This window comes from Janthinobacterium sp. 1L-D-8-B-C4, from assembly GCF_057291295.1.
Genome location: NZ_JBXAVX010000007.1, coordinates 241,027 through 263,251, shown reverse-complemented (window position 1 = coordinate 263,251; position 22,225 = coordinate 241,027). Strand labels below are relative to the sequence as shown.

Annotated in this window: 23 protein-coding genes and 1 other RNA gene; 13 read left to right on the top strand and 11 right to left on the bottom strand. The window is 61.6% G+C overall.

Annotated features, from left to right (window positions below):
• Positions 1-5 precede the first annotated feature (5 nt).
• The 3 genes from AC0Z42_RS14810 (at position 6) to AC0Z42_RS14800 (ending at position 2,288) form a co-directional block, all read left to right on the top strand.
• Positions 6-431: a DNA polymerase III subunit chi gene (locus AC0Z42_RS14810; protein WP_485468968.1), complete on the top strand. Its 426-nt coding sequence runs from the start codon at positions 6-8 to the stop codon at positions 429-431.
• 8 nt (positions 432-439) lie between these two features.
• The gene (locus AC0Z42_RS14805) at positions 440-850 is read left to right on the top strand and encodes a hypothetical protein (RefSeq protein ID WP_485468967.1); all 411 of its coding nucleotides are present in this window, start codon (positions 440-442) and stop codon (positions 848-850) included.
• A 295-nt stretch (positions 851-1,145) separates the two neighbouring features.
• Positions 1,146-2,288, top strand: a complete 1,143-nt coding sequence (locus AC0Z42_RS14800; protein WP_485468966.1) for a branched-chain amino acid ABC transporter substrate-binding protein — start codon at positions 1,146-1,148, stop codon at positions 2,286-2,288.
• On the opposite strand, the gene AC0Z42_RS14795 is transcribed toward AC0Z42_RS14800, so the two are convergent.
• Positions 2,289-3,179 carry a LysR family transcriptional regulator gene (locus AC0Z42_RS14795; protein WP_485468965.1) on the bottom strand — a complete coding sequence of 297 codons (891 nt, stop codon included), beginning with the start codon at positions 3,177-3,179 and terminating at the stop codon, positions 2,289-2,291.
• A gap of 91 nt (positions 3,180-3,270) precedes the next feature.
• Between AC0Z42_RS14795 and AC0Z42_RS14790 the strand changes: the two genes are divergently transcribed.
• Complete coding sequence (locus AC0Z42_RS14790; protein ID WP_485468964.1) at positions 3,271-4,230, top strand: NAD(P)H-binding protein; 960 nt, start codon at positions 3,271-3,273, stop codon at positions 4,228-4,230.
• Positions 4,231-4,288: 58 nt separating this feature from the next.
• Here AC0Z42_RS14790 and AC0Z42_RS14785 read toward each other — a convergent pair whose 3' ends face one another.
• On the bottom strand, positions 4,289-4,603 hold the full coding sequence (locus tag AC0Z42_RS14785) for a c-type cytochrome (protein ID WP_485468963.1): 315 nt from the start codon (positions 4,601-4,603) through the stop codon (positions 4,289-4,291).
• Between the two features lie 214 nt (positions 4,604-4,817).
• The gene (gene ilvD / locus AC0Z42_RS14780) at positions 4,818-6,683 is read right to left on the bottom strand and encodes a dihydroxy-acid dehydratase (RefSeq protein ID WP_485468962.1); all 1,866 of its coding nucleotides are present in this window, start codon (positions 6,681-6,683) and stop codon (positions 4,818-4,820) included.
• Positions 6,684-6,858: 175 nt separating this feature from the next.
• Between ilvD and AC0Z42_RS14775 the strand changes: the two genes are divergently transcribed.
• The 3 genes from AC0Z42_RS14775 (at position 6,859) to AC0Z42_RS14765 (ending at position 9,709) form a co-directional block, all read left to right on the top strand.
• The gene (locus AC0Z42_RS14775) at positions 6,859-7,764 is read left to right on the top strand and encodes a LysR family transcriptional regulator (protein ID WP_485468961.1); all 906 of its coding nucleotides are present in this window, start codon (positions 6,859-6,861) and stop codon (positions 7,762-7,764) included.
• An 11-nt stretch (positions 7,765-7,775) separates the two neighbouring features.
• Positions 7,776-8,606 (top strand): prolipoprotein diacylglyceryl transferase, encoded by an 831-nt coding sequence (gene lgt, locus AC0Z42_RS14770; protein ID WP_485468960.1) that lies wholly within the window; start codon positions 7,776-7,778, stop codon positions 8,604-8,606.
• A 242-nt stretch (positions 8,607-8,848) separates the two neighbouring features.
• Positions 8,849-9,709 (top strand): MurR/RpiR family transcriptional regulator, encoded by an 861-nt coding sequence (locus tag AC0Z42_RS14765; protein ID WP_485468959.1) that lies wholly within the window; start codon positions 8,849-8,851, stop codon positions 9,707-9,709.
• On the opposite strand, the gene AC0Z42_RS14760 is transcribed toward AC0Z42_RS14765, so the two are convergent.
• The 5 genes from AC0Z42_RS14760 to AC0Z42_RS14740 form a co-directional block, all read right to left on the bottom strand.
• The gene (locus AC0Z42_RS14760; protein WP_485468958.1) at positions 9,706-10,170 is read right to left on the bottom strand and encodes an EVE domain-containing protein; all 465 of its coding nucleotides are present in this window, start codon (positions 10,168-10,170) and stop codon (positions 9,706-9,708) included. The two genes, AC0Z42_RS14765 and AC0Z42_RS14760, sit on opposite strands and share 4 nt — an antisense overlap.
• 80 nt (positions 10,171-10,250) lie before the next feature.
• A non-coding RNA gene (ssrS, locus tag AC0Z42_RS14755) (6S RNA) lies at positions 10,251-10,428 on the bottom strand.
• Between the two features lie 76 nt (positions 10,429-10,504).
• The gene (locus tag AC0Z42_RS14750; RefSeq protein ID WP_485468957.1) at positions 10,505-10,816 is read right to left on the bottom strand and encodes a cell division protein ZapA; all 312 of its coding nucleotides are present in this window, start codon (positions 10,814-10,816) and stop codon (positions 10,505-10,507) included.
• Positions 10,816-11,079, bottom strand: coding sequence for a DUF904 domain-containing protein (locus AC0Z42_RS14745; protein WP_485468956.1), 264 nt, complete (start codon positions 11,077-11,079; stop codon positions 10,816-10,818). Before AC0Z42_RS14745 ends, AC0Z42_RS14750 begins: the two co-directional genes overlap by 1 nt.
• Positions 11,080-11,204: 125 nt before the next feature.
• On the bottom strand, positions 11,205-11,921 hold the full coding sequence (locus AC0Z42_RS14740) for a hypothetical protein (RefSeq protein WP_485468955.1): 717 nt from the start codon (positions 11,919-11,921) through the stop codon (positions 11,205-11,207).
• A 513-nt stretch (positions 11,922-12,434) separates the two neighbouring features.
• On the opposite strand from AC0Z42_RS14740, the gene groES reads away from it, so the two are divergent.
• Together groES and groL are read left to right on the top strand one after the other, a co-directional pair.
• A complete protein-coding gene (gene groES / locus AC0Z42_RS14735; protein ID WP_065307519.1) occupies positions 12,435-12,725 on the top strand; it encodes a co-chaperone GroES in 291 nt (96 codons plus the stop codon).
• 51 nt (positions 12,726-12,776) lie between these two features.
• Complete coding sequence (gene groL, locus AC0Z42_RS14730; RefSeq protein WP_485468954.1) at positions 12,777-14,426, top strand: chaperonin GroEL; 1,650 nt, start codon at positions 12,777-12,779, stop codon at positions 14,424-14,426.
• Positions 14,427-14,586: 160 nt separating this feature from the next.
• On the opposite strand, the gene AC0Z42_RS14725 is transcribed toward groL, so the two are convergent.
• Entirely contained in the window at positions 14,587-15,237 is a 651-nt protein-coding gene (locus AC0Z42_RS14725; RefSeq protein WP_485468953.1) for a hypothetical protein, read from the bottom strand.
• Positions 15,238-15,499: 262 nt separating this feature from the next.
• Here AC0Z42_RS14725 and AC0Z42_RS14720 point away from each other — a divergent pair, with 262 nt between their 5' ends.
• Positions 15,500-15,991 (top strand): hypothetical protein, encoded by a 492-nt coding sequence (locus tag AC0Z42_RS14720; RefSeq protein WP_485468952.1) that lies wholly within the window; start codon positions 15,500-15,502, stop codon positions 15,989-15,991.
• Here the strand turns inward: AC0Z42_RS14720 and AC0Z42_RS14715 are convergent.
• Entirely contained in the window at positions 15,988-17,232 is a 1,245-nt protein-coding gene (locus tag AC0Z42_RS14715) for an MFS transporter (RefSeq protein ID WP_485468951.1), read from the bottom strand. The genes AC0Z42_RS14720 and AC0Z42_RS14715 overlap by 4 nt on opposite strands.
• A 96-nt stretch (positions 17,233-17,328) precedes the next feature.
• Between AC0Z42_RS14715 and AC0Z42_RS14710 the strand changes: the two genes are divergently transcribed.
• Both AC0Z42_RS14710 and AC0Z42_RS14705 read left to right on the top strand, forming a co-directional pair.
• Positions 17,329-17,901 (top strand): GNAT family N-acetyltransferase, encoded by a 573-nt coding sequence (locus AC0Z42_RS14710; RefSeq protein ID WP_485468950.1) that lies wholly within the window; start codon positions 17,329-17,331, stop codon positions 17,899-17,901.
• An 82-nt stretch (positions 17,902-17,983) separates the two neighbouring features.
• Complete coding sequence (locus AC0Z42_RS14705; RefSeq protein ID WP_485468949.1) at positions 17,984-19,540, top strand: POT-type proton-dependent oligopeptide transporter; 1,557 nt, start codon at positions 17,984-17,986, stop codon at positions 19,538-19,540.
• A gap of 42 nt (positions 19,541-19,582) precedes the next feature.
• Here the strand turns inward: AC0Z42_RS14705 and AC0Z42_RS14700 are convergent, their stop codons facing one another.
• Positions 19,583-21,214: an alpha-D-glucose phosphate-specific phosphoglucomutase gene (locus AC0Z42_RS14700; protein WP_485468948.1), complete on the bottom strand. Its 1,632-nt coding sequence runs from the start codon at positions 21,212-21,214 to the stop codon at positions 19,583-19,585.
• 263 nt (positions 21,215-21,477) lie between these two features.
• Here AC0Z42_RS14700 and AC0Z42_RS14695 point away from each other — a divergent pair, with 263 nt between their 5' ends.
• Positions 21,478-22,224 (top strand): DUF4198 domain-containing protein, encoded by a 747-nt coding sequence (locus tag AC0Z42_RS14695; protein WP_485468947.1) that lies wholly within the window; start codon positions 21,478-21,480, stop codon positions 22,222-22,224.
• The last annotated feature ends 1 nt before the right edge of the window (position 22,225 follow it).

Genomic DNA, 22,225 nt, shown 5'->3' with positions numbered 1-22,225 from the left:
GTGACATGACGCGCGTCGACTTTCATACCAACGTGCCGGACAAGCTGGCCTACGCCTGCCGCCTGGCGCGCAAGGCCTATCTGGCCGGCAACCAGATCGTGGTGCTGGCAGCGGACGCTGCCCAGCTCGACGCGCTGAACGCGGCCATGTGGACCCTCTCGCCAACCGACTTCGTGCCGCACGTGTTGGCCGGCGACCCGCTGGCCGCGCAGACCCCCATCGTGCTGACCGACCGCGAAGACGTGGCGCTGCCGCACCACGATATTCTGGTCAACCTGTCGCAGGTGCCGCCCGCCAGCTACGCGCAGTTCCAGCGCGTGTTTGAAATCGTCTCGATGGATGAACAGGACGCCCAGGCCGGCCGTCAGCGCTTCATGCACTATCGCAAGCAAAACCTGCAGCCGACTCATTTCGTGGCGGGCAAGGCATGAGTGAAAACATGAACCAGCAACCATTCGACCAGAGCATCCCGCTGCTGACGGAAGTACTGTCGGGGCCAGAGGCCCTGCATGAAACAACGGCCGAGCCGGAAGAGCCGCCGACCATCGGCACCGTCGACATTATCGACGTGGCCGACATCGCACAGATTGAGACTGACCCTGTTCCCGCGATTGCCCAGCCCGACTGGGACGCCATCGAAGAACGCCTGACCCAGCGCATCCTGCACCAGGTGCAGGGCAAGATCGACCACCTGCTGGAAGAGCGCATCGCCCACGTACTGCAAACGGCGCTGCAAAACGCCCTGATCGGCATGCGCGGCGCCCTGCGCGAAGACTTGCAGCAGTCGCTGGAACAGATCGTGGCCAATGCGGTCAGTCATGAGCTGGGGCATTTGCATCCGCCGCGATAAGACACCTGTCAAAACCTGCTGCGCATCGCTAAGGTTTTGTCAGGTGTTGTAACTTTCATTGCATTTTGAATCCGGCCTCTCCTACACCCATCTCCTTCCCAACGCCATTCTTTGGTGCGCTTACACCAGCGAAATCGGTGCATCGCGCCTCACTTTGGTGATTGTCGCGACAAAATGCGAAAAGGCGCATTTGCGGCTTTGCGTGGCCTGATTTTTATTGTACCGTTCTCCACACGCACCGCCGCACGTAGCGGTTTTCACGAGACGCCGCCTTACCTATTCATTGGAGAATTTCATGCTGCTCAAGACCACCACCGTTTCCCTCGCCATCGCGTTCGCCTTTGCCGGCACTGCGGGGGCGCAGGAAATCATCAAGATAGGCCACGTCGCTCCGGTCTCGGGCACCAGCGCCCACTTGGGCAAGGACAATGAAAACGCGGCCAAGATGGCGATCGATGACCTGAACGCCAAGGGCTTCAAGATCGATGGCAAGGCCGTGAAATTCGTGCTGGTGGGCGAGGATGACGCGGGCGATCCGAAACAGGGCACGGCCGTGGCGCAAAAGCTGGTCGACGCCAAGGTCAATGGCGTGATCGGCCACCTCAATTCCGGCACCACGATTCCCGCTTCGCGGATTTACTTCAATGCCGGCATTCCGCAGATTTCGCCGGCTGCCACCAACCCGACCTACACCCAGCAGAAATTCAATACGGCCTTCCGCGTGGTGGCCAATGACAATAAATTGGGCGGTACTTTGGGCGCCTATGCTGTTGGCAAGCTGCAAGCGAAAAAGATCGCCGTGATCGACGACCGCACGGCCTACGGCCAGGGCGTGGCGGAGCAGTTCGTCAAGGGTGCGAAAAAAGCGCTGCCGGGCGTGCAGATCGTTGGCAAGGAATTTACAAATGCGAATGCAACCGACTTCAACGCGATTCTGACCAGCATCAAGTCGAAAAATCCGGACCTGGTCTTCTTTGGCGGCATGGATTCGGTGGGCGGCCCGATGCTGCGCCAGATGAAGGCGCTGGGCATCAAGGCCAAGTTCATGGGCGGCGACGGCCTGTGCACGGAGCCGCTGGGCAAGCTGGCCGGCGACGCCATCGGCGAAAACCTGGTCACCTGCGCGGAAGCGGGCGGCGTGACGGGCGAGCAGCAGAAAGGCATGGACGATTTCCGCGCCCGCTACAAGCAGAAATACAATATGGAAGTGCAGCTGTACGCACCGTATGTGTACGACGCCGTGATGACCATGGCCACCGCCATGGCCGACGCCAAATCGTCGAAGCCTTCGGTCTACCTGCCGTTCCTGGCAAAAGTCAAATACCAGGGCGTGACCGGTCCGATCGCGTTTGACGCGAATGGCGACATCAAGGACGGCGCGCTGACCCTGTTCACCTACCGTGACGGCAAGAAGACCAAGATGGAAGTCATCAAGTAATCAGCCAGCCGTATAGAACTGCAAGCCCTCCACCAGTGCATCGAAGACCGCGCGGCAACCCAGGCTGGCGCGCAGGTCTTCATGCATGGTGATCCAGGTTTCCATCGGTATTGAAAATGCCTGCGGCAGTACCCGCTGCAGATCGGGATGGCGCGCCGCCAGCAACGCCTGGCAGCCGCCGATGCCAGCGCCGGCGCGTATCAGGGCCATCTGCGCCAGGTCGCTGTCGCAGCACAGCGCAAAACGGTCGCGTGAATACGCCTGCCAGGCGCCGCCGATGCTGCGCACCATCGGACCGGGCACGTCGTAGCCGATCAGCGCATGGCTGGCCAGGTCCGCCACCTCCACCGGTTCGCCATGGCGTGCCAGATAGTCGCGGTGAGCAAACAGGCCTACTTCGATCACCCCCACCTTGCGCATCACCAGCCGCTCTTGCTGCGGCGGCACCATGCGCACCGCGATATCAGCTTCACGCCGCAGCAGGTCCTGCACCTGGTTGCTGAGTACCAGTTCCACCACCAGCGCCGGATGGCGCTCGCGCAGGCGTGCCAATATCGGCGGCAGCACTTCCACGCCCACCACTTCGCTGGCAGAGATGCGCACTACGCCGGCCACGCCAGGCCCTTCGCTGCCAGCCGCGCGCGCCATCAGCGCGGCCGTCTGCGCCATCGCCTGTGCATGCGGCTGCAGGGCCAGCGCGATATCGGTAGCCAGCAAGCCCTGCTGCGAGCGAGTAAACAGCGCCACGCCCAGTTCCTTTTCCAGCGCGGCGATATGCCGGCCGACAGTGGGCTGCGTGATGCCCAGGGCGCGCGCGGCGGCAGACAGCGAGCCGTGGGTCAGCACGGCCAGCAGCGAACGGTAGTATTCCCATGCGATCGGTTTGGTCATGCATGAATGTATAGCTGATAGGTGATGTTCGTCAATTCCCAACTAGCCAGTCAACGCCGATACTGGGTCCATCAACCACAGGGAGAACAGCATGATGAATAACACGGCATTGGTACTGGGCGCCACGGGTGGCATCGGCGGGGAAATGGTGCGCCAGCTGCTGGCGGCGGGCTGGCAGGTGCGCGCCATGACGCGCGGCGAACTGCCATCGCCACGCAACGACGGCGTCACATGGCTGCGCGGCGACGCCATGCTGCGCGCCGATGTGCTGGCGGCCAGCGCAGGCTGTGGCGTGATCGTGCACGCCGTCAATCCGCCCGGCTACCGCGACTGGGACAAGCTGGTGCTGCCGATGCTGGACAACACCATCGCCGCAGCGCAGCAGCAAGGCGCGACCATCGTGCTGCCCGGCACGGTCTACAACTATGGCGCCGACGCCTTTCCCATATTGAAGGAGGACGCGCCGCAGCTGCCGGCCACGCGCAAGGGCGCGATCCGGGTCGAACTGGAAGCGCGGCTGGAACGTGCTTCAGGGGGCGGCGCGCGGGTGCTGATCGTACGGGCCGGCGACTTCTTTGGTCCCGGCGCTGGCAACAGCTGGTTTGCGCAGGGCCTGGTCAAGCCGGGCCAGCCGGTGCGCGCAATCGCCTATCCGGGCAAGGAAGGCATCGGGCATCAATGGTCGTATTTGCCAGACGTGGCGCGCACCATGGTCGCACTGCTGGCACTGCGCGAACGCCTGCCACCCTTTGCGCGTTTTCACCTGGCGGGGCACTGGGATCACGATGGACGGCAGATGACGGACGCGATAGCGCGCGTGGTAGAGCAGGCCACGGGCCGCACGCCGCGCGTGACAGCGTTTCCGTGGTGGCTGATGGCATTGGCCGCGCCGTTCGTGGCGACCTTGCGCGAGCTGCGTGAAATGCGTTATTTGTGGCAGACGCCGGTGCGCATGGAAAACGCAAAGCTGTTGGCCGTGCTGGGGCAGGAGCCGCATACGCCGCTGGAGCTGGCGGTGAGGGCCACGTTAAAGGGGATGGGCAACCTGTAAAAAAAACGCGCCGGGGATGCCGGCGCGCTGATTGTCGTGCTGGGTTTGAGGGCACAGATTATTTCTGTGCCAGCACCCATTTCACCAGGGTGCGTGCTTCCGCTTCGCTCACCTGCGGGTTCGCTGGCATCGGGATCGCGCCCCAGGTACCGGAGCCGCCCTTCATGACTTTTGCCACCAGCTTGTTTTCCGCGTCTTTCTGACCGGCGTACTTGGCGGCCACGTCCTTGTACGCAGGGCCGACCAGCTTGCTGCCAACCGCGTGGCAAGCCATGCAATTCTTTGCTTTCGCCAGGTCAGGATTGGCCAGCGCCACTTGCGAGGTCAACGCCGACACAGCCAACACACCTACCAACATCATGGAACGTTTCATTGTCTTTTCTCCAGAGTAACTTCCTGCCGGCATTCTACCGTGTTTCAGCAGGTTCACCACGAGCCCAGATCAAGCGATTCAAATAGTAAAACGCTTGGGGTAAGGCTATTTTGCCCCAAGCGCGCGCCAATTCCCATGTTGTTTGTAAGGCGATGTAACCCGCCGCAATGCCGCCCCTGAAAGCGGCGCGGCCGGTGCTGCATTTTTACAACGATCAGCGCTTTTTCAGCTGCGACAAGTCGCGCACGGCGCCACGGTCGGCCGAGGTGGTCAGGGCCGCGTAGGCCTGCAGCGCCTGCGATACATAACGCTCGCGGTTGACCGGCAGCCAGGCCGCTTCGCCCTTCGCTTCCATGGCGGCGCGGCGCGCGGCCAGTTCGGCCGGCGTGACGCGCAGGTTGATGGTGCGCTCCGGGATATCGATATCGATGAAGTCGCCCTCTTCCACCAGGCCGATGGCGCCGCCTTCGGCCGCTTCCGGCGAGGCGTGGCCGATCACCAGGCCCGAGGAACCGCCCGAGAAGCGGCCATCGGTGAACAGCGCGCAGGCCTTGCCCAAGCCTTTTGACTTGATATACGAGGTCGGGTACAGCATTTCCTGCATGCCGGGGCCGCCTTTCGGGCCTTCGTAGCGGATGATGACGACGTCGCCTTCATGCACGGTGTCTTCCAGGATGGCAGCGACGGCCGAATCCTGGCTTTCGAATACGCGCGCCTTGCCGGAAAATTTGAGAATGCTTTCATCGACGCCGGCCGTCTTGACGATGCAGCCCTTCTCGGCCAGGTTACCGTACAACACGGCCAGGCCGCCGTCCTGCGAATAGGCGTGCGCCTTGTCGCGGATGCAGCCGGTGGCGCGGTCGGTGTCGACGCTGGCGAAACGTTCCGATTGCGAAAACGCCGTCTGCGTCGGCACGCCGCCGGGCGCGGCGCGGAACAGCTGGTGCACGGCCGGATCGTCGGTGCACTTGATGTCGTTTTGCGCGATGGCATCGGCCATGGTCGGCGCGTGGATGGTCGGCAAGGTGGTGTTGAGCAAACCGGCGCGCGCCAGCTCACCCAAAATGCCGACGATGCCGCCGGCGCGGTGCACGTCTTCGATATGGTATTTGTCGGTCATCGGCGCAACCTTGCACAGGCATGGCACCTTGCGCGAAATGCGGTCGATGTCGGCCATGGTAAATTCCACTTCCGCTTCGTGGGCGGCGGCCAAGAGGTGCAGCACGGTATTGGTCGAGCCGCCCATCGAGACGTCGAGCGCCATGGCGTTTTCAAACGCGGCCTTGGTGGCGATCGAGCGCGGCAGCACCGAATAATCGTCCTGCTCGTAGTGGCGCTTGGCCAGTTCAACGATCAAACGGCCGGCGCGCAGGAACAGCTGCTGGCGGTCCGAGTGAGTCGCCAGGATGGTGCCGTTGCCGGGCAGGGCCAGGCCCAGCGCTTCGGTCAAACAGTTCATCGAGTTGGCGGTAAACATGCCGGAACAGGAACCGCAGGTCGGACAGGCCGAGCGTTCGATTTCGGCCACGTCGGCATCGGACACGCTGCTGTCGCCGGCCTTGATCATGGCGTCGACCAGGTCGAGCTTGATGATCTTCTGCGCACCATTGACCACCTTGATCACCTTGCCCGCTTCCATCGGCCCGCCGGAAATGAACACCACCGGGATATTGATGCGCATGGCGGCCATCAGCATGCCCGGCGTGATCTTGTCGCAGTTCGAGATGCAGACCATGGCGTCGGCGCAATGGGCATTGACCATGTATTCGACCGAGTCGGCGATCAGGTCGCGCGACGGCAAGGAATACAGCATGCCGCCGTGGCCCATGGCGATGCCGTCATCGACGGCGATGGTGTTGAATTCCTTGGCCACGCCGCCGGCCGCTTCGATCTCGCGCGCCACCATCTGGCCCAGGTCCTTCAGGTGCACATGGCCGGGCACGAACTGGGTAAACGAATTGACGACCGCCACGATCGGCTTGTCGAAGTCGCCGTCCTTCATGCCGGTGGCGCGCCACAGGGCGCGGGCGCCGGCCATGTTGCGGCCGTGGGTGGTGGTGCGTGAGCGGTATTGCGGCATGATGGTCTTTCAAAAGAGTTGCCTGACTGCCGGGCTTGCAGGGTCAAGACCCTGTGCGCAGTGGGGGTACGCCAGATTGCCTTGCGCACGCCTGCCTGTCAAATATATGATGCACGCATCTGTGAGTCGCAATAGATATCACAGCAATTGTTCAACATGGAAATACATATCAATCATGCCGCTTGAATTGCGCCAGCTGCGCTATTTCGTCACCGTTGCCGAGGAACTGCATTTCGGCCGCGCCGCGCTGCGCCTGCACATGACGCAGCCGCCACTATCGCAAACCATCATGGCGCTCGAAGAACTGCTGGGCGCGCCGCTGTTTGTGCGCACCCGGCGCGAAGTGCAGCTGACGCCGGCCGGCACCGCCCTGCTGCCCGAAGCGCGGCGCCTGCTGGCCCAGGCGCAGGAACTGCCGACGCTGGTGCAGCGCGCAGCGCAAGGCGAGGCGGGCCGCTTGAGCCTGGCGTTTGTGTCGTCAGCCGACTACAGCGTGCTGCCGCCGCTGCTGCGCGCCTATCAAACGGCCTACCCGCAGGTGCAGATCCAGCTGCAGGAGGCGACCTCGGACTTGCAACTGGAAGAACTGCTGGCGGGCCGGGTCGACGCCGGCCTGCTGATCCCGCCCTTGCCCGACAAGGCAAAACTGGCGCTCGACTACCTGCCGGTGCTGGCCGAGCCCCTGGTGCTGGCGGCGCCGGCCGGCTTGGTCATCCTGGACACGCCCGGCCCCGTGCGACTGCAGGACGTGCCGGCGCTGCCTTTGATCATTTTCCCGCGCGCGATATCGCCGGCGCTGCACGACGCCATCCTGGGCGTCTTTCGCGCCGCCGGCGTGACGCCCTTGATCGGCCAGCAGGCGATCCAGATGCAAACCATCGTCAGCCTGGTCTCGGCTGGCATGGGCATCGCGCTTGTGCCACAATCGGTATCGAATCTGATGCGCCCCGGCGTAGAATACAGGCCGCTGCAAGACCCTACCCCTCTGGTGGAAACGGGGCTTGCCTGGCGCCGCGACAATACCTCGCCCGTGCTGCAGGGTTTTCTGACCCTGCTGCGCGGCACCCTGCCTGATTTTTAGAAGGAATACCGATGCTGATCCACCCGATGCCCAACCCGATCGCCATCCAGATCGGCCCGCTGGCCGTACACTGGTATGGCCTGATGTATGTGCTGGCCTTTGCCCTGTTCATTGCGCTGGGCCGCGTACGCATCAAACAGCCGCATATCGCCGCACTGGACTGGAAGAAGGAGGACCTCGACGACATGCTGTTCTATGGCATGCTGGGGGTGGTGATCGGCGGACGCCTGGGCGAAGTGCTGTTCTACCGCCCCGAGTACTTTTTCCACAATCCGCTGGAAATCTTCATGGTCTGGCATGGCGGCATGTCCTTCCACGGGGGATTTTTGGGCGTGATCCTGGCCATGTACCTGTGGGGCCGCAAGGCGGGCCGCAACCTGTTCGACGTGCTGGACTTTATCGCGCCGCTGGTGCCGCTGGGCTACGCCGCCGGCCGCTTGGGCAACTTCATCAATGCCGAACTGCCGGGCCGCATCGCCCCGGAAAGCCTGCCGTGGGCCATGCAGTGGCCGGGCATTCCCTACCCCGTGCACCCGTCGCCGATCTACCAGATGCTGGTCGACGGCATTCTGGTGTTCATCATCCTGTGGCTGTTTGCGCGCAAGCCACATCCGCGGGTGGCGGTCGGCGCCATGTTCACCCTGTTGTATGGCTGCGCGCGCTTCTTTACCGAATACTTCCGCACGCCGGACTGGGAAGTCGTGTGGTTCGGCGTGCCGATCACCTCGGGCCAGATGCTGTCGCTGCCGATGATCGTCGGCGCGATTGCCTTGCTGGTCTGGTCCTACAAGAGCCGCATCATGGCCACTCCACCGACCAGGGCGCGCATCGCCGACGCTTGATCTCCGCCGTCCTTCTTCCCTTGTGAATCTTTGCACCACCCGGCGCGGCGCGCCGGCGTGGTCGCGTCCCGGCCGACCAGCGCAGCTGCGACAGCCAATACTGAAATTATTTTTTACAAAATGAATAAAATCGAAATTTCTTTCTATTTTTGGGATTCGATTCTATAATTTATCCATTAAAGAGAGCGCCAGCATGGCGCCAGCCATGGCTTGCCCACAGCCCATACAAGAGAGCACAAGAGATGGCACAACCCGCCGCGATCGACCAGTTAATGCAGCAAATCGTCGATGAGTACGACAGCCTGTCGCGCCAGTTGAAACTGATCGCCAAGCATATCGAACAAAATCGCGCCAGCCTGATGCTTGAGCGCATCAGCGACATCGCCGCTGCCTGCGACGTGCAGCCGTCGGCCATCGTGCGCTTCGCCCAGCGCTTCGGCTTTTCCGGCTTCAGCGAAATGCAGGACGTGTTCCGCCAAGCCTATACCGACCAGGCGCGCGCCGCGCCGAACTATCGCCAGCGCATCCGCAAACTGATTTCTTCGCGCGACAGCAAGGTGCGCACGGGGGACCTGACGCGCGAATTCATCGGCGCCAGCCGCAGCGGCCTCGATGAACTGGCAGCCGGCCTCGACGACGAGCAGCTCGAAGCGGCCGTCACCTTGCTGCAGCAGGCCGACAATATCTACGTGGTAGGCGTGCGGCGCGCATTTCCCGTCGCGTCGTATATCGCCTACGCGCTGCAGCACACCAGCAAGCGCGTGCACCTGGTGACGGGCCTCGGTGGCGGCCACCGCGACCAGATGCGCAGCGTGCGCGAAGGCGACGTGGCCATTGCCATCAGCTTCGCGCCGTATGGCAAGGAAACCTTGGAATGCGCGCGCATGGCGCATGACAATGGCGCAAAAACGCTGGTGATTACCGACAGCAAACTGGCGCCGCTGGCGCGCAGCGCCGACGCCCTCTTGACGGTGACCGAAGGCAGCGCGTTTGCCTTCCGCTCGCTGACCGGCACCATCTGCCTTTGCCAGGCGCTGTTCATCGCGCTGGCCTACCGCATGGAAATCGATATTGAGGAAGTCGGCACGCAGGCGCCTGATTAATCGGTCAGCCGCGCGTTGATCGCTTTCCACTGCGCCGGCGTGACCGGCGTGATCGACAGGCGGCTACCGCGTTTCAGCAACAGCATGTCTTCCAGCACCGGCATCTGGCGCAGTTCGGACAACGGCAGCAGCGCCGTCTTTTTCAGCCCGCGCACATCGACGCTGACCCAGCGCGGCTGTTCCTGGGTAGCTTTCGGATCAAAATAATGGCTGTTTTTGTCGAACTGGCTGTGGTCCGGGTAGGCCGTGCTGGCCACTTCGGCCACCCCCACCACGCCCGGCTGCGGGCAACTGGAGTGATAAAACAGCACGCCGTCGCCTTCACGCATGCCGTCACGCATGAAATTGCGCGCCTGGTAGTTGCGCACGCCAAACCAGGGCATGGTGTGCTGCGGCGCTGCCATCAGGTCATCGATGCTCACTTCGGTGGGTTCGGATTTCATCAACCAGTATTGCTTCATGTTTTCCCCGGATCAATGCTGCAGGCGTAAAAAAACGGTTGCGCATGCCATGCTGCAACCGTTCTTGCGTTTCTCTAGTGTTAGGCCCCGCCTGTGCCGCTATGCCGGCATCCCGAACCAAACGGTTCAAGGTGGTCACGTTAGTTCAATTTCGGGTTCGTCGAACGAGCGACGCTCACTCCCATCAAACAAAATTCGCAACCGATGCGCATAAATGGTTCAAGGAATATATGACAATCGCGAACACCGCAGGGTAGGCAGAAGTTTACTCCTTCATGTCCGCATCGCAAAGGGAATTCGTACAGAAAATGCGGCCCGGGCACTTAAGCGCTGCTTAAAATAAATTTTCCTGGGGCGTCAGCGCGCTGTCGAGCACCATGTGCATGGCCGAGATTTTCTGCTTCACTTCCAGGATGGTCAGCTCGGACAGCGGTCCTTGCGGCGACTTGACGGACAAAAATTCCGCCGCCACACCCAGCGCCGCCAGCACGGCGATGCGGTCATTGCCCTTGACCTTGCCCGCGTCGCGGATGGCTTTCATCTTGCTGTCGAGATAGATGGCCGCTTCGCGCAGCGCGCGCTCTTCGCCATCGCGGCAGACCATGCTGTACGACTGGCCCATGATATTGACATCGACACGCGGCATTACGCTTCCTTCCCGTTGTCAGCCGCATGGGCCATGGCTTCGGATGCGGCTTGCTCCAGGCCCGCCTGCACCAGTTCCGGAATTTTTTCCAGCAGCGCCTCGACCCGCTCCTGCGCCTCGCGCATGCGCTGTACGTACAGCGCGTTCTCCGCAGCAAGGGCGGCATTGTCCTTGCGCAGTTGCGCGTTTTCACGACGCAGCGCATGGGTCATCTCGGCCAGCAGGCCGATTTTGTCGGATAATTCGTTGAATTCGGAAATCATGCCGCCACTATAGGGCGCAGGTCACACGGGCGTCAATCGAATCGCGTTGCTGTCACACATAATTACATCAATGCCGTGTAGTTACCGGTAAATGGATGCTTTTTAACATCTTCGGCGATCCAGCGCTATTCCTTGTAGTCCGGTTCGATGTCCAGCGCACCATACCGGTTTTCGCAGGAACGGCGGCGTAATTCCTGCTTGCCATTTTTGCCATCGAACACCATCGTCAGGTCGCGGCAGGTAGTAAAACTGCCGGGCTTGGTTCCCGTTTCGGACGGCATCAAGCTCACGCGCAAGGGCACGCTGTTGCCCATGCCCTTGTTGCTCCATTCACGGGTCTTGCCGTCTTCCTCGTCTTTCAGGGTGCGCACGGCCGCGTTCAGCAGGTCCTTCTTTTCCTTCGCGTTCAACTTGGCCACCGTGACGTCGGACAGGAAAGGCGGATAAACGGCCGGCGGCGCATCCTTGCCCTGGATATCCCAGCGTCCACTGTTTTGCGAGCATGTGCGGCGACTCAGGTCCTGCGTCTTGCCGTCGGCGGTGATGACGAATTTCAGGTCGCGGCACATATGCGCCTTCAGGCTCTGCTCGGTCAAACCGGAATTGCTGAAGCTGTACACGGCTTTGGCACCGTCGTTCTCCCACACGTGCGCTTCCTGGTCATCGTCGTCCTTGTTCAGGTGCTTGGAAAGATCATTGATCAGGGCTTCCTTGTCCTGCGGCGACAGGCTGACCACCTTCAGTTCGTCGAGAAAAGTTTGCGCGACGGCAGCGCCGGAAAAGGCCAGGCTGGCAACGCTCAGGGAGAGGGACAGCGCATGGCGTGAAAACAGGTTTGGCATGATGTGGAAGAATTGTTGATATGCAATACTGACTATCTTAGCAAATTTGGCCGATATGCAATGTTTCCCGTGTGTACAGGAACAGCCATGCTGTCAAGGCCGTGCTAGAGTCGGATTCGCCGCTGACGCCCGGGAAGCAGGCTTGCGCCAGCGCAAACCCGCGTCACTCCGCCGCTTGCACCGATCGTGTATATATATGTTCCCCTTGAATAAGCCACTTGCCGTCCCTATAATTAGCACTCGTTAGTAGAGAGTGCTAACAAACTCTTTCGTAGCAATCCTCATGACAGATCGATGCTTGCCTGCTTTCTGGCAAGGAGTACGCGCGGTGGGCGACGCCGCAGCGCACTTCCTGCCGAACGCGGGCAAGCACGGGACGAACGAGGCTTGCTTGATTCGTTGCATGCCGTTATTGATTCCTCGATACGGCGGTCGGTCGACAGCGGGCCTGGCGCGATGCCGGGCTGGCGAGGATCGAGCAACACTTATCCATTGAACTTTAAGGAGTTTTGTATGAATCTGCGCCCATTGAACGATCGCGTCATCGTCAAACGCCTCGACCAGGAAACCAAGACTGCGTCCGGCCTCATCATTCCTGATGCAGCTGCTGAAAAACCGGATCAAGGCGAAGTCCTTGCCGTAGGCAATGGCAAGATTCTCGACGACGGCAAAGTCCGTCCTCTGGATGTCAAAGTGGGCGACCGCGTGCTGTTCGGCAAATATGCCGGCCAGACCGTCAAAGTCGATGGCCAGGAACTGATGGTCATGCGCGAAGAAGACATCATGGCGATCGTCGTTCAGTAATTCGTTTCCACGTTTTAAATAATCTATTCCGAAATTTCTGGAGAATTGAACATGGCAGCTAAAGAAGTAGTATTCGGCGACGCAGCGCGCGCCAAGATGGTCGAAGGCGTGAACATTCTCGCCAACGCAGTCAAAGTGACCCTGGGCCCGAAAGGCCGCAACGTGGTCCTGGAGCGCTCGTTCGGCGCCCCTACCGTCACCAAGGACGGCGTATCGGTTGCAAAAGAAGTCGAACTCAAAGACAAGCTCATGAACATGGGCGCGCAAATGGTCAAGGAAGTTGCTTCCCGCACCAGCGACAACGCCGGTGACGGCACCACCACCGCGACCGTGCTGGCACAAGCCATCGTGCGCGAAGGCATGAAGTTCGTTGCCGCCGGCATGAACCCGATGGACCTGAAGCGCGGTATTGACAAGGCTGTTGCCGCGACCGTGGAAGAACTGGCGAAAATTGCCCGTCCTTGCACCACCACCAAGGAAATCGCCCAGGTTGGCGCGATCTCGGCCAACTCCGACTACTCGATCGGCGAGCGCATCGCTGAAGCGATGGAAAAAGTCGGCAAAGAAGGCGTGATCACCGTGGAAGACGGCAAGTCGCTGAACGACGAGCTCGACATCGTGGAAGGCATGCAGTTCGACCGCGGCTACCTGTCGCCATACTTCGTCAACAATCAAGAAAAGCAAGTTGCGATCCTGGACAATCCATTCGTCCTGCTGTGCGACAAGAAAATCTCGAACATCCGTGACCTGCTGCCGGTACTGGAACAAGTTGCCAAAGCTGGCCGTCCACTTCTGATCATCGCAGAAGACATCGAAGGCGAAGCGCTGGCTACCCTGGTTGTGAACAACATCCGCGGCATCCTGAAAACTTGCGCAGTGAAAGCACCAGGCTTCGGCGACCGCCGCAAAGCCATGCTGGAAGACATCGCTGTCCTGACCGGCGGCCAGGTGATCGCCGAAGAAGTCGGCCTGACCTTGGAAAAAGTCACGCTCGAAGAGCTGGGCCAGGCCAAGCGTATCGAAGTGGGCAAGGAAAACACCATCGTCATCGACGGCGCCGGCGAAGCCAGCAACATCGAAGCACGCGTGAAACAAGTGCGCGTGCAGATCGAAGAAGCGACCTCGGACTACGACCGTGAAAAACTGCAAGAGCGCGTGGCCAAACTGGCCGGCGGCGTTGCCGTGATCAAGGTTGGCGCTGCCACCGAAGTCGAAATGAAAGAGAAAAAAGCCCGCGTTGAAGATGCACTGCACGCTACCCGCGCTGCCGTCGAAGAAGGCATCGTGCCAGGCGGCGGCGTAGCACTGCTGCGCGCACGCGCCAACATCACGGTCAAGGGCGACAATCCTGACCAGGATGCAGGTATCAAGATCGTGCTGCGCGCGATGGAAGAGCCACTGCGCATGATCGTGCAAAACGCCGGCGAAGAAGCTTCGGTCGTCGTGGCAGCCGTACTGGCTGGCACCGGCAACTACGGCTACAACGCTGCCAACGGCACCTATGGCGACATGGTTGAAATGGGCGTGCTGGATCCAGCCAAAGTGACCCGTTCGGCGTTGCAAAACGCCGCTTCGATCGCTTCGCTGATGCTGACAACCGACTGCATGGTCTGCGAAATCGCTGACGACAAAGCAGGCGGCGGCATGGGCGGCGGCATGGGTGGCATGGGCGGCATGGGTGGCATGGACGGCATGATGTAATGTCCTGCGGCCCGGCGCGCAGGCGACGGCGTCGCCGGGCCGCACAAGCCGCAGCATGACGGGCAGGCCAAAAGCTGTTCAGTCATCTGCGGCAACCCGAAAGAGCCATCTTCCACGGAAGGTGGCTTTTTTTCGTCTGTTCAACATGAAACTGCCCTGCTCAAGGCCGCGCCGCCAGCGCCGCGCTGACGATCTCCCATTCGCACATCCAGGCCTCGGTATGCCCGCAGCGCAGTTTGAGCAGACGTTGCATGCGAAACTGTTGTGCCATCAGCGGATAGCCGATGACCGGCTCATGATGGGCGATGCGATTGCGCAGGCTGCGCAGCGCCTCCATATCGTCGTAGATCATTTGCCGGGCGGACGCTACCGTCAGTGGTAATGGAAGGCATGGAAACACGGTATGCAGATGGGCGTTCCAGATGTGCTGGTCCTGCCCTGCGGTAAACATTTTGCACCAGAATGCAAACTTCAATTCGGCAATGACTTTACCGCTCGATCCAACCGGTTTGCCTTGCCTGGCCGACTGCAATTCGCCCTTGGCCCAGCTCGCCAACGAGCGCTCAAAACCCGTATGCCAGGGCCAGTTCGCGCCATATTTCAGTTCGAATGCATGGGCGACTGCGTTGCGCATCACAACCTCGCAGATATGCAGCGCCGAAAAAAACGCGCACGATACCAAGGCGTTCCAGATATAAATGTCCAGCGCCGTCGCGCCAGGCCCGAAGCCGGTAGCATTGATATAAGTACCCAGCCGTGCCGGAGAAATGGCAACGGTAATGGCTGCGGTTTGTTGTGGTGACAATGCCATATGAGGTCAGCTTCGAAAGCGGTGCACTTTTTTAAGAAAGGTATATAATCACCTTGTGTGTTTCGGGACTTGTTGGCGCAAGCCTCCCCCCGGGAACAAGAGAGTCAGAATGGCCCACTTCGGTGGGCCATTCGCGTTTCTGGACTTGCCGCCAGCTGGTTGAAGCAGTCCTTTGCCGAGCGTACTCCATGTATTCTCCCTGCTGTTGGGGATACTCAAGAGAGCGCAACGGCGATTGCCCGCGCCCGCATTTTGCTTTAGCATGGCCGCCATCATCCACCTCCTGCACGCCACCATGCCGCCACGCGCCTCGTCTTCCAAAACCGCCATTACCGCCGGCATCCTGGCCGGCCTGCTGGCCGCCGCACTGGGCGCTTATTATGTGTACCAGCCGCCGTCGACAGGCCCGGCATCACAGGACGCCCCCGCCGCACAGCAAGATGACAAGGCGGTCAATGCACTGCTGGCGCTGCCGGAAATCCGTGCCTGGTCGGCGCATATCGAAAAGGCCTCGGGCGGACGTTCGCATGGCGCCGTGATGGAAACGACGCCCGAACAGCGCCTGGTCGATGGCCAGGCCTATTTTCAACTGAGTTTTTTTGAGAACGGCCCGGATGCGGCGCACCGCTGGGAAAGCTTTCTGGTCACGCCCGACGGCAAGCGCATCCTGGTGGAGGATGATGTCGAAGGCGAGTTGCTGAGCCTGGAGCGCTGGCGCAAGGAAAAAGCTCCCATGAAACGCGTGCCAAATTAAAACTTGGCCGGCAGCGGCGGCTGGACAGCGCCGCTGACGCGCGAGGCCCACCACACCGTCAGCAGCGACAAGCCCGCCGCCAGCCAGCCATTGACGCCATAGCCGCTGATATGGCCGGCGGCGTCAGTGTGCAAGGTCAGTCCGCCCAGCCAGGCTCCCAGGCCATTGCCCACGCTTTGCAGCGCCGAGTTGGCGCTCAGGAATGCACCGCGCTGCTGCGGCGCGGGGATGGTTGTCAGCAGCGCCTGCAGCGGGATGGTACGCCCGGAAACGAAGACCATAAACAGCGGAAACACCAGCATCAGCGCCACCAAGGGCAACTGCGGCAGATGCGTGATCAGCAGCATCGGCACGATGGAAAACAGCGCCATCCAGCGGTAGACAGTTTGCTTGCCGGCCCGATCGGCCCAGCGCCCCACCATGCGCGCCGTCACCAGAGTGGCGCAGCCGCCCGCCAGGTAGACCCAGGTGACGTCCAGCGGCGCCAGGCCCTGGTTGCCCACCAGCATCGGCGAGACAAACGGAATCAGCAGCATGCCGGCCGCCATGTTCACTACCGATAAGGCAAACGCCTGCAGATGGCGCGGTTCACGCAACAGCGCCAGCAAGTTCGGCAGCACTTCGCGCAGCGGCGTGGGCGTGCCGGCCAGGTGCGACCGCAAGGACGGCAGCACGCGCGCCGCACCCAGCCAGACCAGCAGCGACAGCAGCACCAGCAAGAAGAATGGCGAAGCCCAACCAAAATGCGCGGCCAGCACCACGCCGAGCGGCACGCCGCCCACGGCCGCCATGGCAAACGAGGTCATCACCACGCCCGTGGCCGCGCCGCGCCGCTCGGCCGGAATCACGTCGCCGATAATGGCCATGGTGATGGCGCCCAGCACGCCGCCGGTCAGGCCGGCAAACGCACGCGACCATAGCAGCACATGAAAGTTCGGCGCCAGCGCGCAGGCCAGGTTCGACACCGTAAACAGGCAGAACATGACCAGCAGCAGGCGCTTGCGGTCAAACCGGTCGATATAGGTAGCAGCCAACAAGCCCGACAGGCCGGCGCACCAGGCATAGGCCGACACGGCGCCCGAGACGGCGGCCGGGCCAATCTTGAAAGCCTGCATCAGCTGCGGCGCCAGCGGCATCATCACCATGAAATCCATGATGACCGTAAATTGCGTCAGCGCCAGCAGCCACAACAGCCAGCGTTCGCGCGCCGGGCTCAATACAGCGGTAGGGAGAGGCGTCATGCCATTATCCAGATATATCATAAAAGATATATCCTGGAGAAACAGCGAGCCCAGCGCAAGGTTTACTTTACGGCCACAACATCCGATACTCGGCGCATGCCATCCTTCCATCCCCTTGTCCGGCCGCTCGCTGCCGATGACGCGCCCGCCTACCGCGCGTTGCGGCTGGCCGGCATCGCAGAAATGCCGTCCGCCTTTTGCACTACGCATGCGCTGGAAAGCAGCTTGCCGATGGCGCAGATGCGCCAGCGCCTGCAGCCCACCCCGCTCCAAATAATATTTGGCATTTTTGATGATGTGCAGTTGATCGCCATGGCGGGCCTGCGCCGGGAAGCGATCGCCGTGGTGCACGACAAGGCCAGCCTGTGGGGCGTGTACGTGGCGCCACCAGCGCGCGGCCAGGGACTGGGCCGGCAACTGGTGCAGACGGCCATAGCCCATGCCTGCGCCATCTCGGAGCTGGCCACCGTGCGGCTGGCCGTGGCGCAGGACAACCAGGCAGCATTGACGCTCTACCTGGCGTGCGGTTTCGTGCTCGATGGTGCTGTGCCGCAAGGCGACATGCTGCACCTTCAATTGCTGCTGCCGCGCCCTGCCATGCCTGCCGCGAAAGTGCCACAAAGTAGTGTCTTTCTGAAAATCAAACCTTTACAAATACCTGCGAAATAGGGCTGAAGCCGTTTTTTCTGTTGCCAGCAAACGCGGCAGGCCTTAGCATCGCGGCTTACAAAAAAACTACCTGGGAGAGCCAATGTCAACGGCCGAGACACAAACCGCCACGGGCAAGATGCCCCGGCAGATTCCGTACATCATCGCCAACGAAGGCTGCGAACGCTTCAGCTTTTATGGCATGCGCAATATTCTGACCGTATTCCTGATCAGTACCTTGCTGCTGCAACTTCCGGCCGAACAGCGCACGGGCGAGGCCAAGCATGTGTTTCATACGTTTGTCATTGGCGTGTATTTCTTCCCCTTGCTGGGCGGCTGGCTGGCCGACCGTTTCTTTGGCAAGTACAACACCATCTTGTGGCTCAGCCTGGTCTACTGCGCCGGTCACGCCTCGCTGGCGATTTTTGAAAACAATGTCAAGGGCTTCTATTTCGGCCTTTTCCTGATCGCGTTCGGCTCGGGCGGCATCAAGCCGCTGGTGGCGTCGTTCGTCGGCGACCAGTTCGACCAGACCAACAAGCACAAGGCCAAGGTGGTATTCGAACTGTTTTACTGGATCATCAACTTCGGCTCGTTCTTTGCTTCGTGGCTGATGCCTATGTTCCTGCGTGACTACGGTCCGGCCGTCGCCTTCGGCATTCCCGGCATCATGATGCTGGCCGCCACCATCGTTTTCTGGATGGGCAGTAAGAAATACGTGCACGTGCCACCGGCACCGCCGAACCCGCATTCGTTCACGCGCGTGGCGCGTACCGCGCTGCTGGCGCAGGTCAACGGCGGTTCGCGCCCAGGCCTGTACGTGGCCTATTTCGGCGTGATCGGCGCGATCTATGCGTTCTACCGCATGCCCGACCTGGGCTTTGTCATTTCAGCCTGCCTGGCGCTGGTGCTGTTGCTCGCTTTCGGCAGTATCGGCACGGCCATGCAACTGGAGCGCGCACGCGGCGCGCATCCTGACGAAGCGGTCGAAGGCGTGCGCGCGGTCCTGCGCATCCTCGTTATCTTCGCCCTGGTCACACCGTTCTTCTCGCTGTTCGACCAGAAAGCCTCGACCTGGATCGTGCAGGCCGAATCGATGACACGGCCTGAAAACTTCCTGCCATCGCAGATGCAGGCACTCAATCCGCTGCTGGTGATGCTGCTGATCCCTTTCAACAACTTGGTACTCTACCCTTCGCTGCAGCGTTTCGGCTGGCAACCGACGGCATTGCGCCGCATGACGGCCGGCATCGGCTTTTCTTCGCTGTCGTGGGTGGTCATCGGCATGCTGCAACTGGCGCTCGACAGCGGCAACTCGGTATCGATCTTCTGGCAGATCCTGCCTTATGCGCTGCTGACACTGGGCGAAGTACTGGTGTCGGCCACGGGCTTGGAGTTTGCCTACAGCCAGGCGCCGGCGTCGATGAAAGGCGCCATCATGAGCTTCTGGAATCTGTCGACCACGGTCGGCAATCTGTGGGTGCTGATCGTCAACAAGAGTGTCATGAACCCGGGCGTGATCAGCAAGATTTCCGAAAGCGGTATCAGCGTGACGGCCTTCCAGATGTTCTTCTTCGCCGCCTTTGCCGCGGTGGCCATGCTCGCCTTTGGGCTGTATGCGAGGAACTACAAGATGGTCGACAACTACCGCAAAGCCTGACAAAGTCGCAACAAGAAAGGGCGCACACTGTGCGCCCTTTTTTTACGTCGTCACCGTCGGCGCATCGCGCCCCGTGCGGCTGCGGATCTGCGCCAGCTGCTCGGCAATCGCGATCAGCCCGGCCAGCGCCTGCTGGGTCGGGATATCGTGCTGGGCCGTGTCGGCCTCATAGCGCTCCAGGTACAGGCGCAGGGTGGCGCCTTCGGTGCCGGTGCCCGACAGGCGCAGCACGATGCGCGAGCCGTCCGTCATGATGACGCGGATGCCCTGCTTGTGCGACACGGAACCGTCGACCGGGTCGGTATAGCTGAAGTCGTCGGCCAGCGCCACCGTATAGTCGCCCAGCTGCCGGCCCGGCAAGCCGGCCAGCTGGGCGCGCACGGCGTCCATCAGTTCGGCGGCGGCGGCGCTGTCGATGCCTTCGTAGTCGTGGCGCGAATAGTAGTTGCGGCCATACGTGGCCCAGTGCGCGCGCACGATCTGTTCCACCGATTGCTGTTTCGCGGCCAGCAGGTTGAGCCAGAACAGCACGGCCCACAGGCCGTCTTTTTCGCGCACGTGGCTCGAGCCCGTGCCATAGCTTTCTTCGCCGCACAAGGTGGCCATGCCGGCGTCGAGCAGGTTGCCGAAAAACTTCCAGCCGGTCGGCGTTTCAAAGATGGGGATGCCCAGCGCGGCGGCCACGCGGTCGGCCGCGCCCGAGGTCGGCATTGAACGGGCAATGCCCGTCAGGCCGGCGCGGTAGCCAGGCGCCACCGTGGCGTGTGCGGCCAGGATCGCCAGGCTGTCGGACGGCGTGACGTCGAAGCGCCGGCCGACGATCATGTTGCGGTCGCCGTCGCCGTCCGATGCCGCGCCGAAGTCGGGGGCGTCGTCCTGCGACATGCGCGCGATCAGTTCGTGTGCATTGACCGGGTTCGGGTCCGGATGGCCGCCGCCGAAGTCTTCCAGGGGCAAGCCGTTGATGACGCTGCCCTTCGGCGCGCCCAGCAGGCCTTCCAGGATGGCCGTCGCGTACGGTCCCGAGACGGCATGCATGCCGTCAAAGCAGATGCGCAGGCCACCGGTGAACAGGGCGCGGATGGCGTCGAAGTCGAACAGCTCCTGCATCAGTTCGGCGTAGTCGGCGACCGGGTCGATCACTTCGACCACCATCTGCTCGATGCGCACTTCGCCCAGGGTATCGAGATCGATGTCGGCCGCATCGCTGATGCGGTATTCGGTGAGTTCTTTCGTGCGCGCGAAGATGGCGTCGGTGATTTTTTCGGGCGCCGGGCCGCCATTGGCGATGTTGTACTTGATGCCGAAGTCGCCGTCAGGGCCGCCCGGATTATGGCTGGCCGACAAGATCAGGCCGCCGCTAGCGCCGCGCTTGCGGATCACGCAGCTGACGGCTGGCGTCGACAATATGCCGCCCTGCCCCAGCAGCACGCGCGCATAGCCGTGCGCGGCCGCCATGCGCAGCACCGACTGGATCGCGGTGCGGTTGTAATAGCGGCCATCGCCGCCCAGCACCAGCGTCTGCCCATGGCAGTCGCCCAGGGTGTCGAACACGCTCTGCACGAAATTTTCCAGGTACTGCGGTTCGCTGAACACGCCCACCTTCTTGCGCAAACCCGACGTGCCCGGCTGCTGGCCGGCGATCGGTGCCGTATTGATCCGTTGAATAGTCATCTTGCCTCCTTAATAACGTGCCATGTTAGCCGAAGAGGCCTGCCGGGGAAAGTGGCGCACAGCCGTGACAGTGTGCCAGCCCGCATAGTCTTGTCTGCATCGCCGGCTTTTGTGCGAACACCGTGTGCAATTGCACCATAGAACTCTTGCAGGACACGCAACGTCGCAATATAATAAGAATCGTTCTCATTTACATTCAGCTTCTGACCCGGAACAGCGTCCATTTCACGACAGCAAATAACAACACCACCAAGGGATACACCATGACCATCACTTCCATCGCGCGCTTGTCCGCCCTTGCCACGGCACTCGTGGCCGGCTCGCTGCTGTCCGGCGCGGCTGGCGCCCACCAGATCTGGCTGGAACAGAACGGCCAGGCCGCCAGCATCTACTTCGGCGAATTCGGCGACAACCTGCGCGAAGCGTCGCCGGGCCTGCTCGACAAATTCACCCTGAAAAACGTTACCTGGATTTCGGCTGGCACCAGGAAGCCGCTGCAGGCGAGCAAGACGGCCGGCGCATTCGTGCTGAACGGTAAAGTGGCGCCGGGCGAAACCATCATCGCCGAAGAAAACAGCTATCCGGGCTGGGAGAGCAAGAAGGACGGCAAGGTGCTGTTCTCGATCTGGACCCCGGCCGCGCGCATCGTTGCCGACCACAGCGCCCAGGCGCCGGCGCTGACGCTGGACCTGCTGCCAACCGGCACGCCGGGCCAGTTCAAGGTCACCTACCAGGGCAAGCCGCTGCCGAAAGCCAAGGTCGGCGCGGTGGTGCAATCGGGCTGGATGCGCGAGGCCTACAGCGACGAGCAGGGCCTGGTCAGCTTCCCGCTGCCATGGCAGGGCGGCTATGTGCTGGAAGTGCACCATGAGGACAAAACCGGCGGCGAACGCGATGGCAAGAAATACGACCACGCCAGCTACGTCACCACCCTGAGCCTGGTGCAGACGCAAGGCGTGGCGCCATTGCCGGCACCAGCTCCCGTGGCGCCAAGCAAGGACCACGGCTGAT

What these genes read in the sequence shown, in the direction of transcription:
- AC0Z42_RS14810 (WP_485468968.1), top strand. Translation starts at nt 6, where the DNA reads ATGACGCGCGTCGACTTTCATACCAACGTGCCGGACAAGCTGGCCTAC.
- AC0Z42_RS14805 (WP_485468967.1), top strand. Translation starts at nt 440, where the DNA reads ATGAACCAGCAACCATTCGACCAGAGCATCCCGCTGCTGACGGAAGTA.
- AC0Z42_RS14800 (WP_485468966.1), top strand. Translation starts at nt 1,146, where the DNA reads ATGCTGCTCAAGACCACCACCGTTTCCCTCGCCATCGCGTTCGCCTTT.
- AC0Z42_RS14795 (WP_485468965.1), bottom strand. Translation starts at nt 3,179, where the DNA reads ATGACCAAACCGATCGCATGGGAATACTACCGTTCGCTGCTGGCCGTG.
- AC0Z42_RS14790 (WP_485468964.1), top strand. Translation starts at nt 3,271, where the DNA reads ATGATGAATAACACGGCATTGGTACTGGGCGCCACGGGTGGCATCGGC.
- AC0Z42_RS14785 (WP_485468963.1), bottom strand. Translation starts at nt 4,603, where the DNA reads ATGAAACGTTCCATGATGTTGGTAGGTGTGTTGGCTGTGTCGGCGTTG.
- ilvD (WP_485468962.1), bottom strand. Translation starts at nt 6,683, where the DNA reads ATGCCGCAATACCGCTCACGCACCACCACCCACGGCCGCAACATGGCC.
- AC0Z42_RS14775 (WP_485468961.1), top strand. Translation starts at nt 6,859, where the DNA reads ATGCCGCTTGAATTGCGCCAGCTGCGCTATTTCGTCACCGTTGCCGAG.
- lgt (WP_485468960.1), top strand. Translation starts at nt 7,776, where the DNA reads ATGCTGATCCACCCGATGCCCAACCCGATCGCCATCCAGATCGGCCCG.
- AC0Z42_RS14765 (WP_485468959.1), top strand. Translation starts at nt 8,849, where the DNA reads ATGGCACAACCCGCCGCGATCGACCAGTTAATGCAGCAAATCGTCGAT.
- AC0Z42_RS14760 (WP_485468958.1), bottom strand. Translation starts at nt 10,170, where the DNA reads ATGAAGCAATACTGGTTGATGAAATCCGAACCCACCGAAGTGAGCATC.
- AC0Z42_RS14750 (WP_485468957.1), bottom strand. Translation starts at nt 10,816, where the DNA reads ATGCCGCGTGTCGATGTCAATATCATGGGCCAGTCGTACAGCATGGTC.
- AC0Z42_RS14745 (WP_485468956.1), bottom strand. Translation starts at nt 11,079, where the DNA reads ATGATTTCCGAATTCAACGAATTATCCGACAAAATCGGCCTGCTGGCC.
- AC0Z42_RS14740 (WP_485468955.1), bottom strand. Translation starts at nt 11,921, where the DNA reads ATGCCAAACCTGTTTTCACGCCATGCGCTGTCCCTCTCCCTGAGCGTT.
- groES (WP_065307519.1), top strand. Translation starts at nt 12,435, where the DNA reads ATGAATCTGCGCCCATTGAACGATCGCGTCATCGTCAAACGCCTCGAC.
- groL (WP_485468954.1), top strand. Translation starts at nt 12,777, where the DNA reads ATGGCAGCTAAAGAAGTAGTATTCGGCGACGCAGCGCGCGCCAAGATG.
- AC0Z42_RS14725 (WP_485468953.1), bottom strand. Translation starts at nt 15,237, where the DNA reads ATGGCATTGTCACCACAACAAACCGCAGCCATTACCGTTGCCATTTCT.
- AC0Z42_RS14720 (WP_485468952.1), top strand. Translation starts at nt 15,500, where the DNA reads ATGGCCGCCATCATCCACCTCCTGCACGCCACCATGCCGCCACGCGCC.
- AC0Z42_RS14715 (WP_485468951.1), bottom strand. Translation starts at nt 17,232, where the DNA reads ATGACGCCTCTCCCTACCGCTGTATTGAGCCCGGCGCGCGAACGCTGG.
- AC0Z42_RS14710 (WP_485468950.1), top strand. Translation starts at nt 17,329, where the DNA reads ATGCCATCCTTCCATCCCCTTGTCCGGCCGCTCGCTGCCGATGACGCG.
- AC0Z42_RS14705 (WP_485468949.1), top strand. Translation starts at nt 17,984, where the DNA reads ATGTCAACGGCCGAGACACAAACCGCCACGGGCAAGATGCCCCGGCAG.
- AC0Z42_RS14700 (WP_485468948.1), bottom strand. Translation starts at nt 21,214, where the DNA reads ATGACTATTCAACGGATCAATACGGCACCGATCGCCGGCCAGCAGCCG.
- AC0Z42_RS14695 (WP_485468947.1), top strand. Translation starts at nt 21,478, where the DNA reads ATGACCATCACTTCCATCGCGCGCTTGTCCGCCCTTGCCACGGCACTC.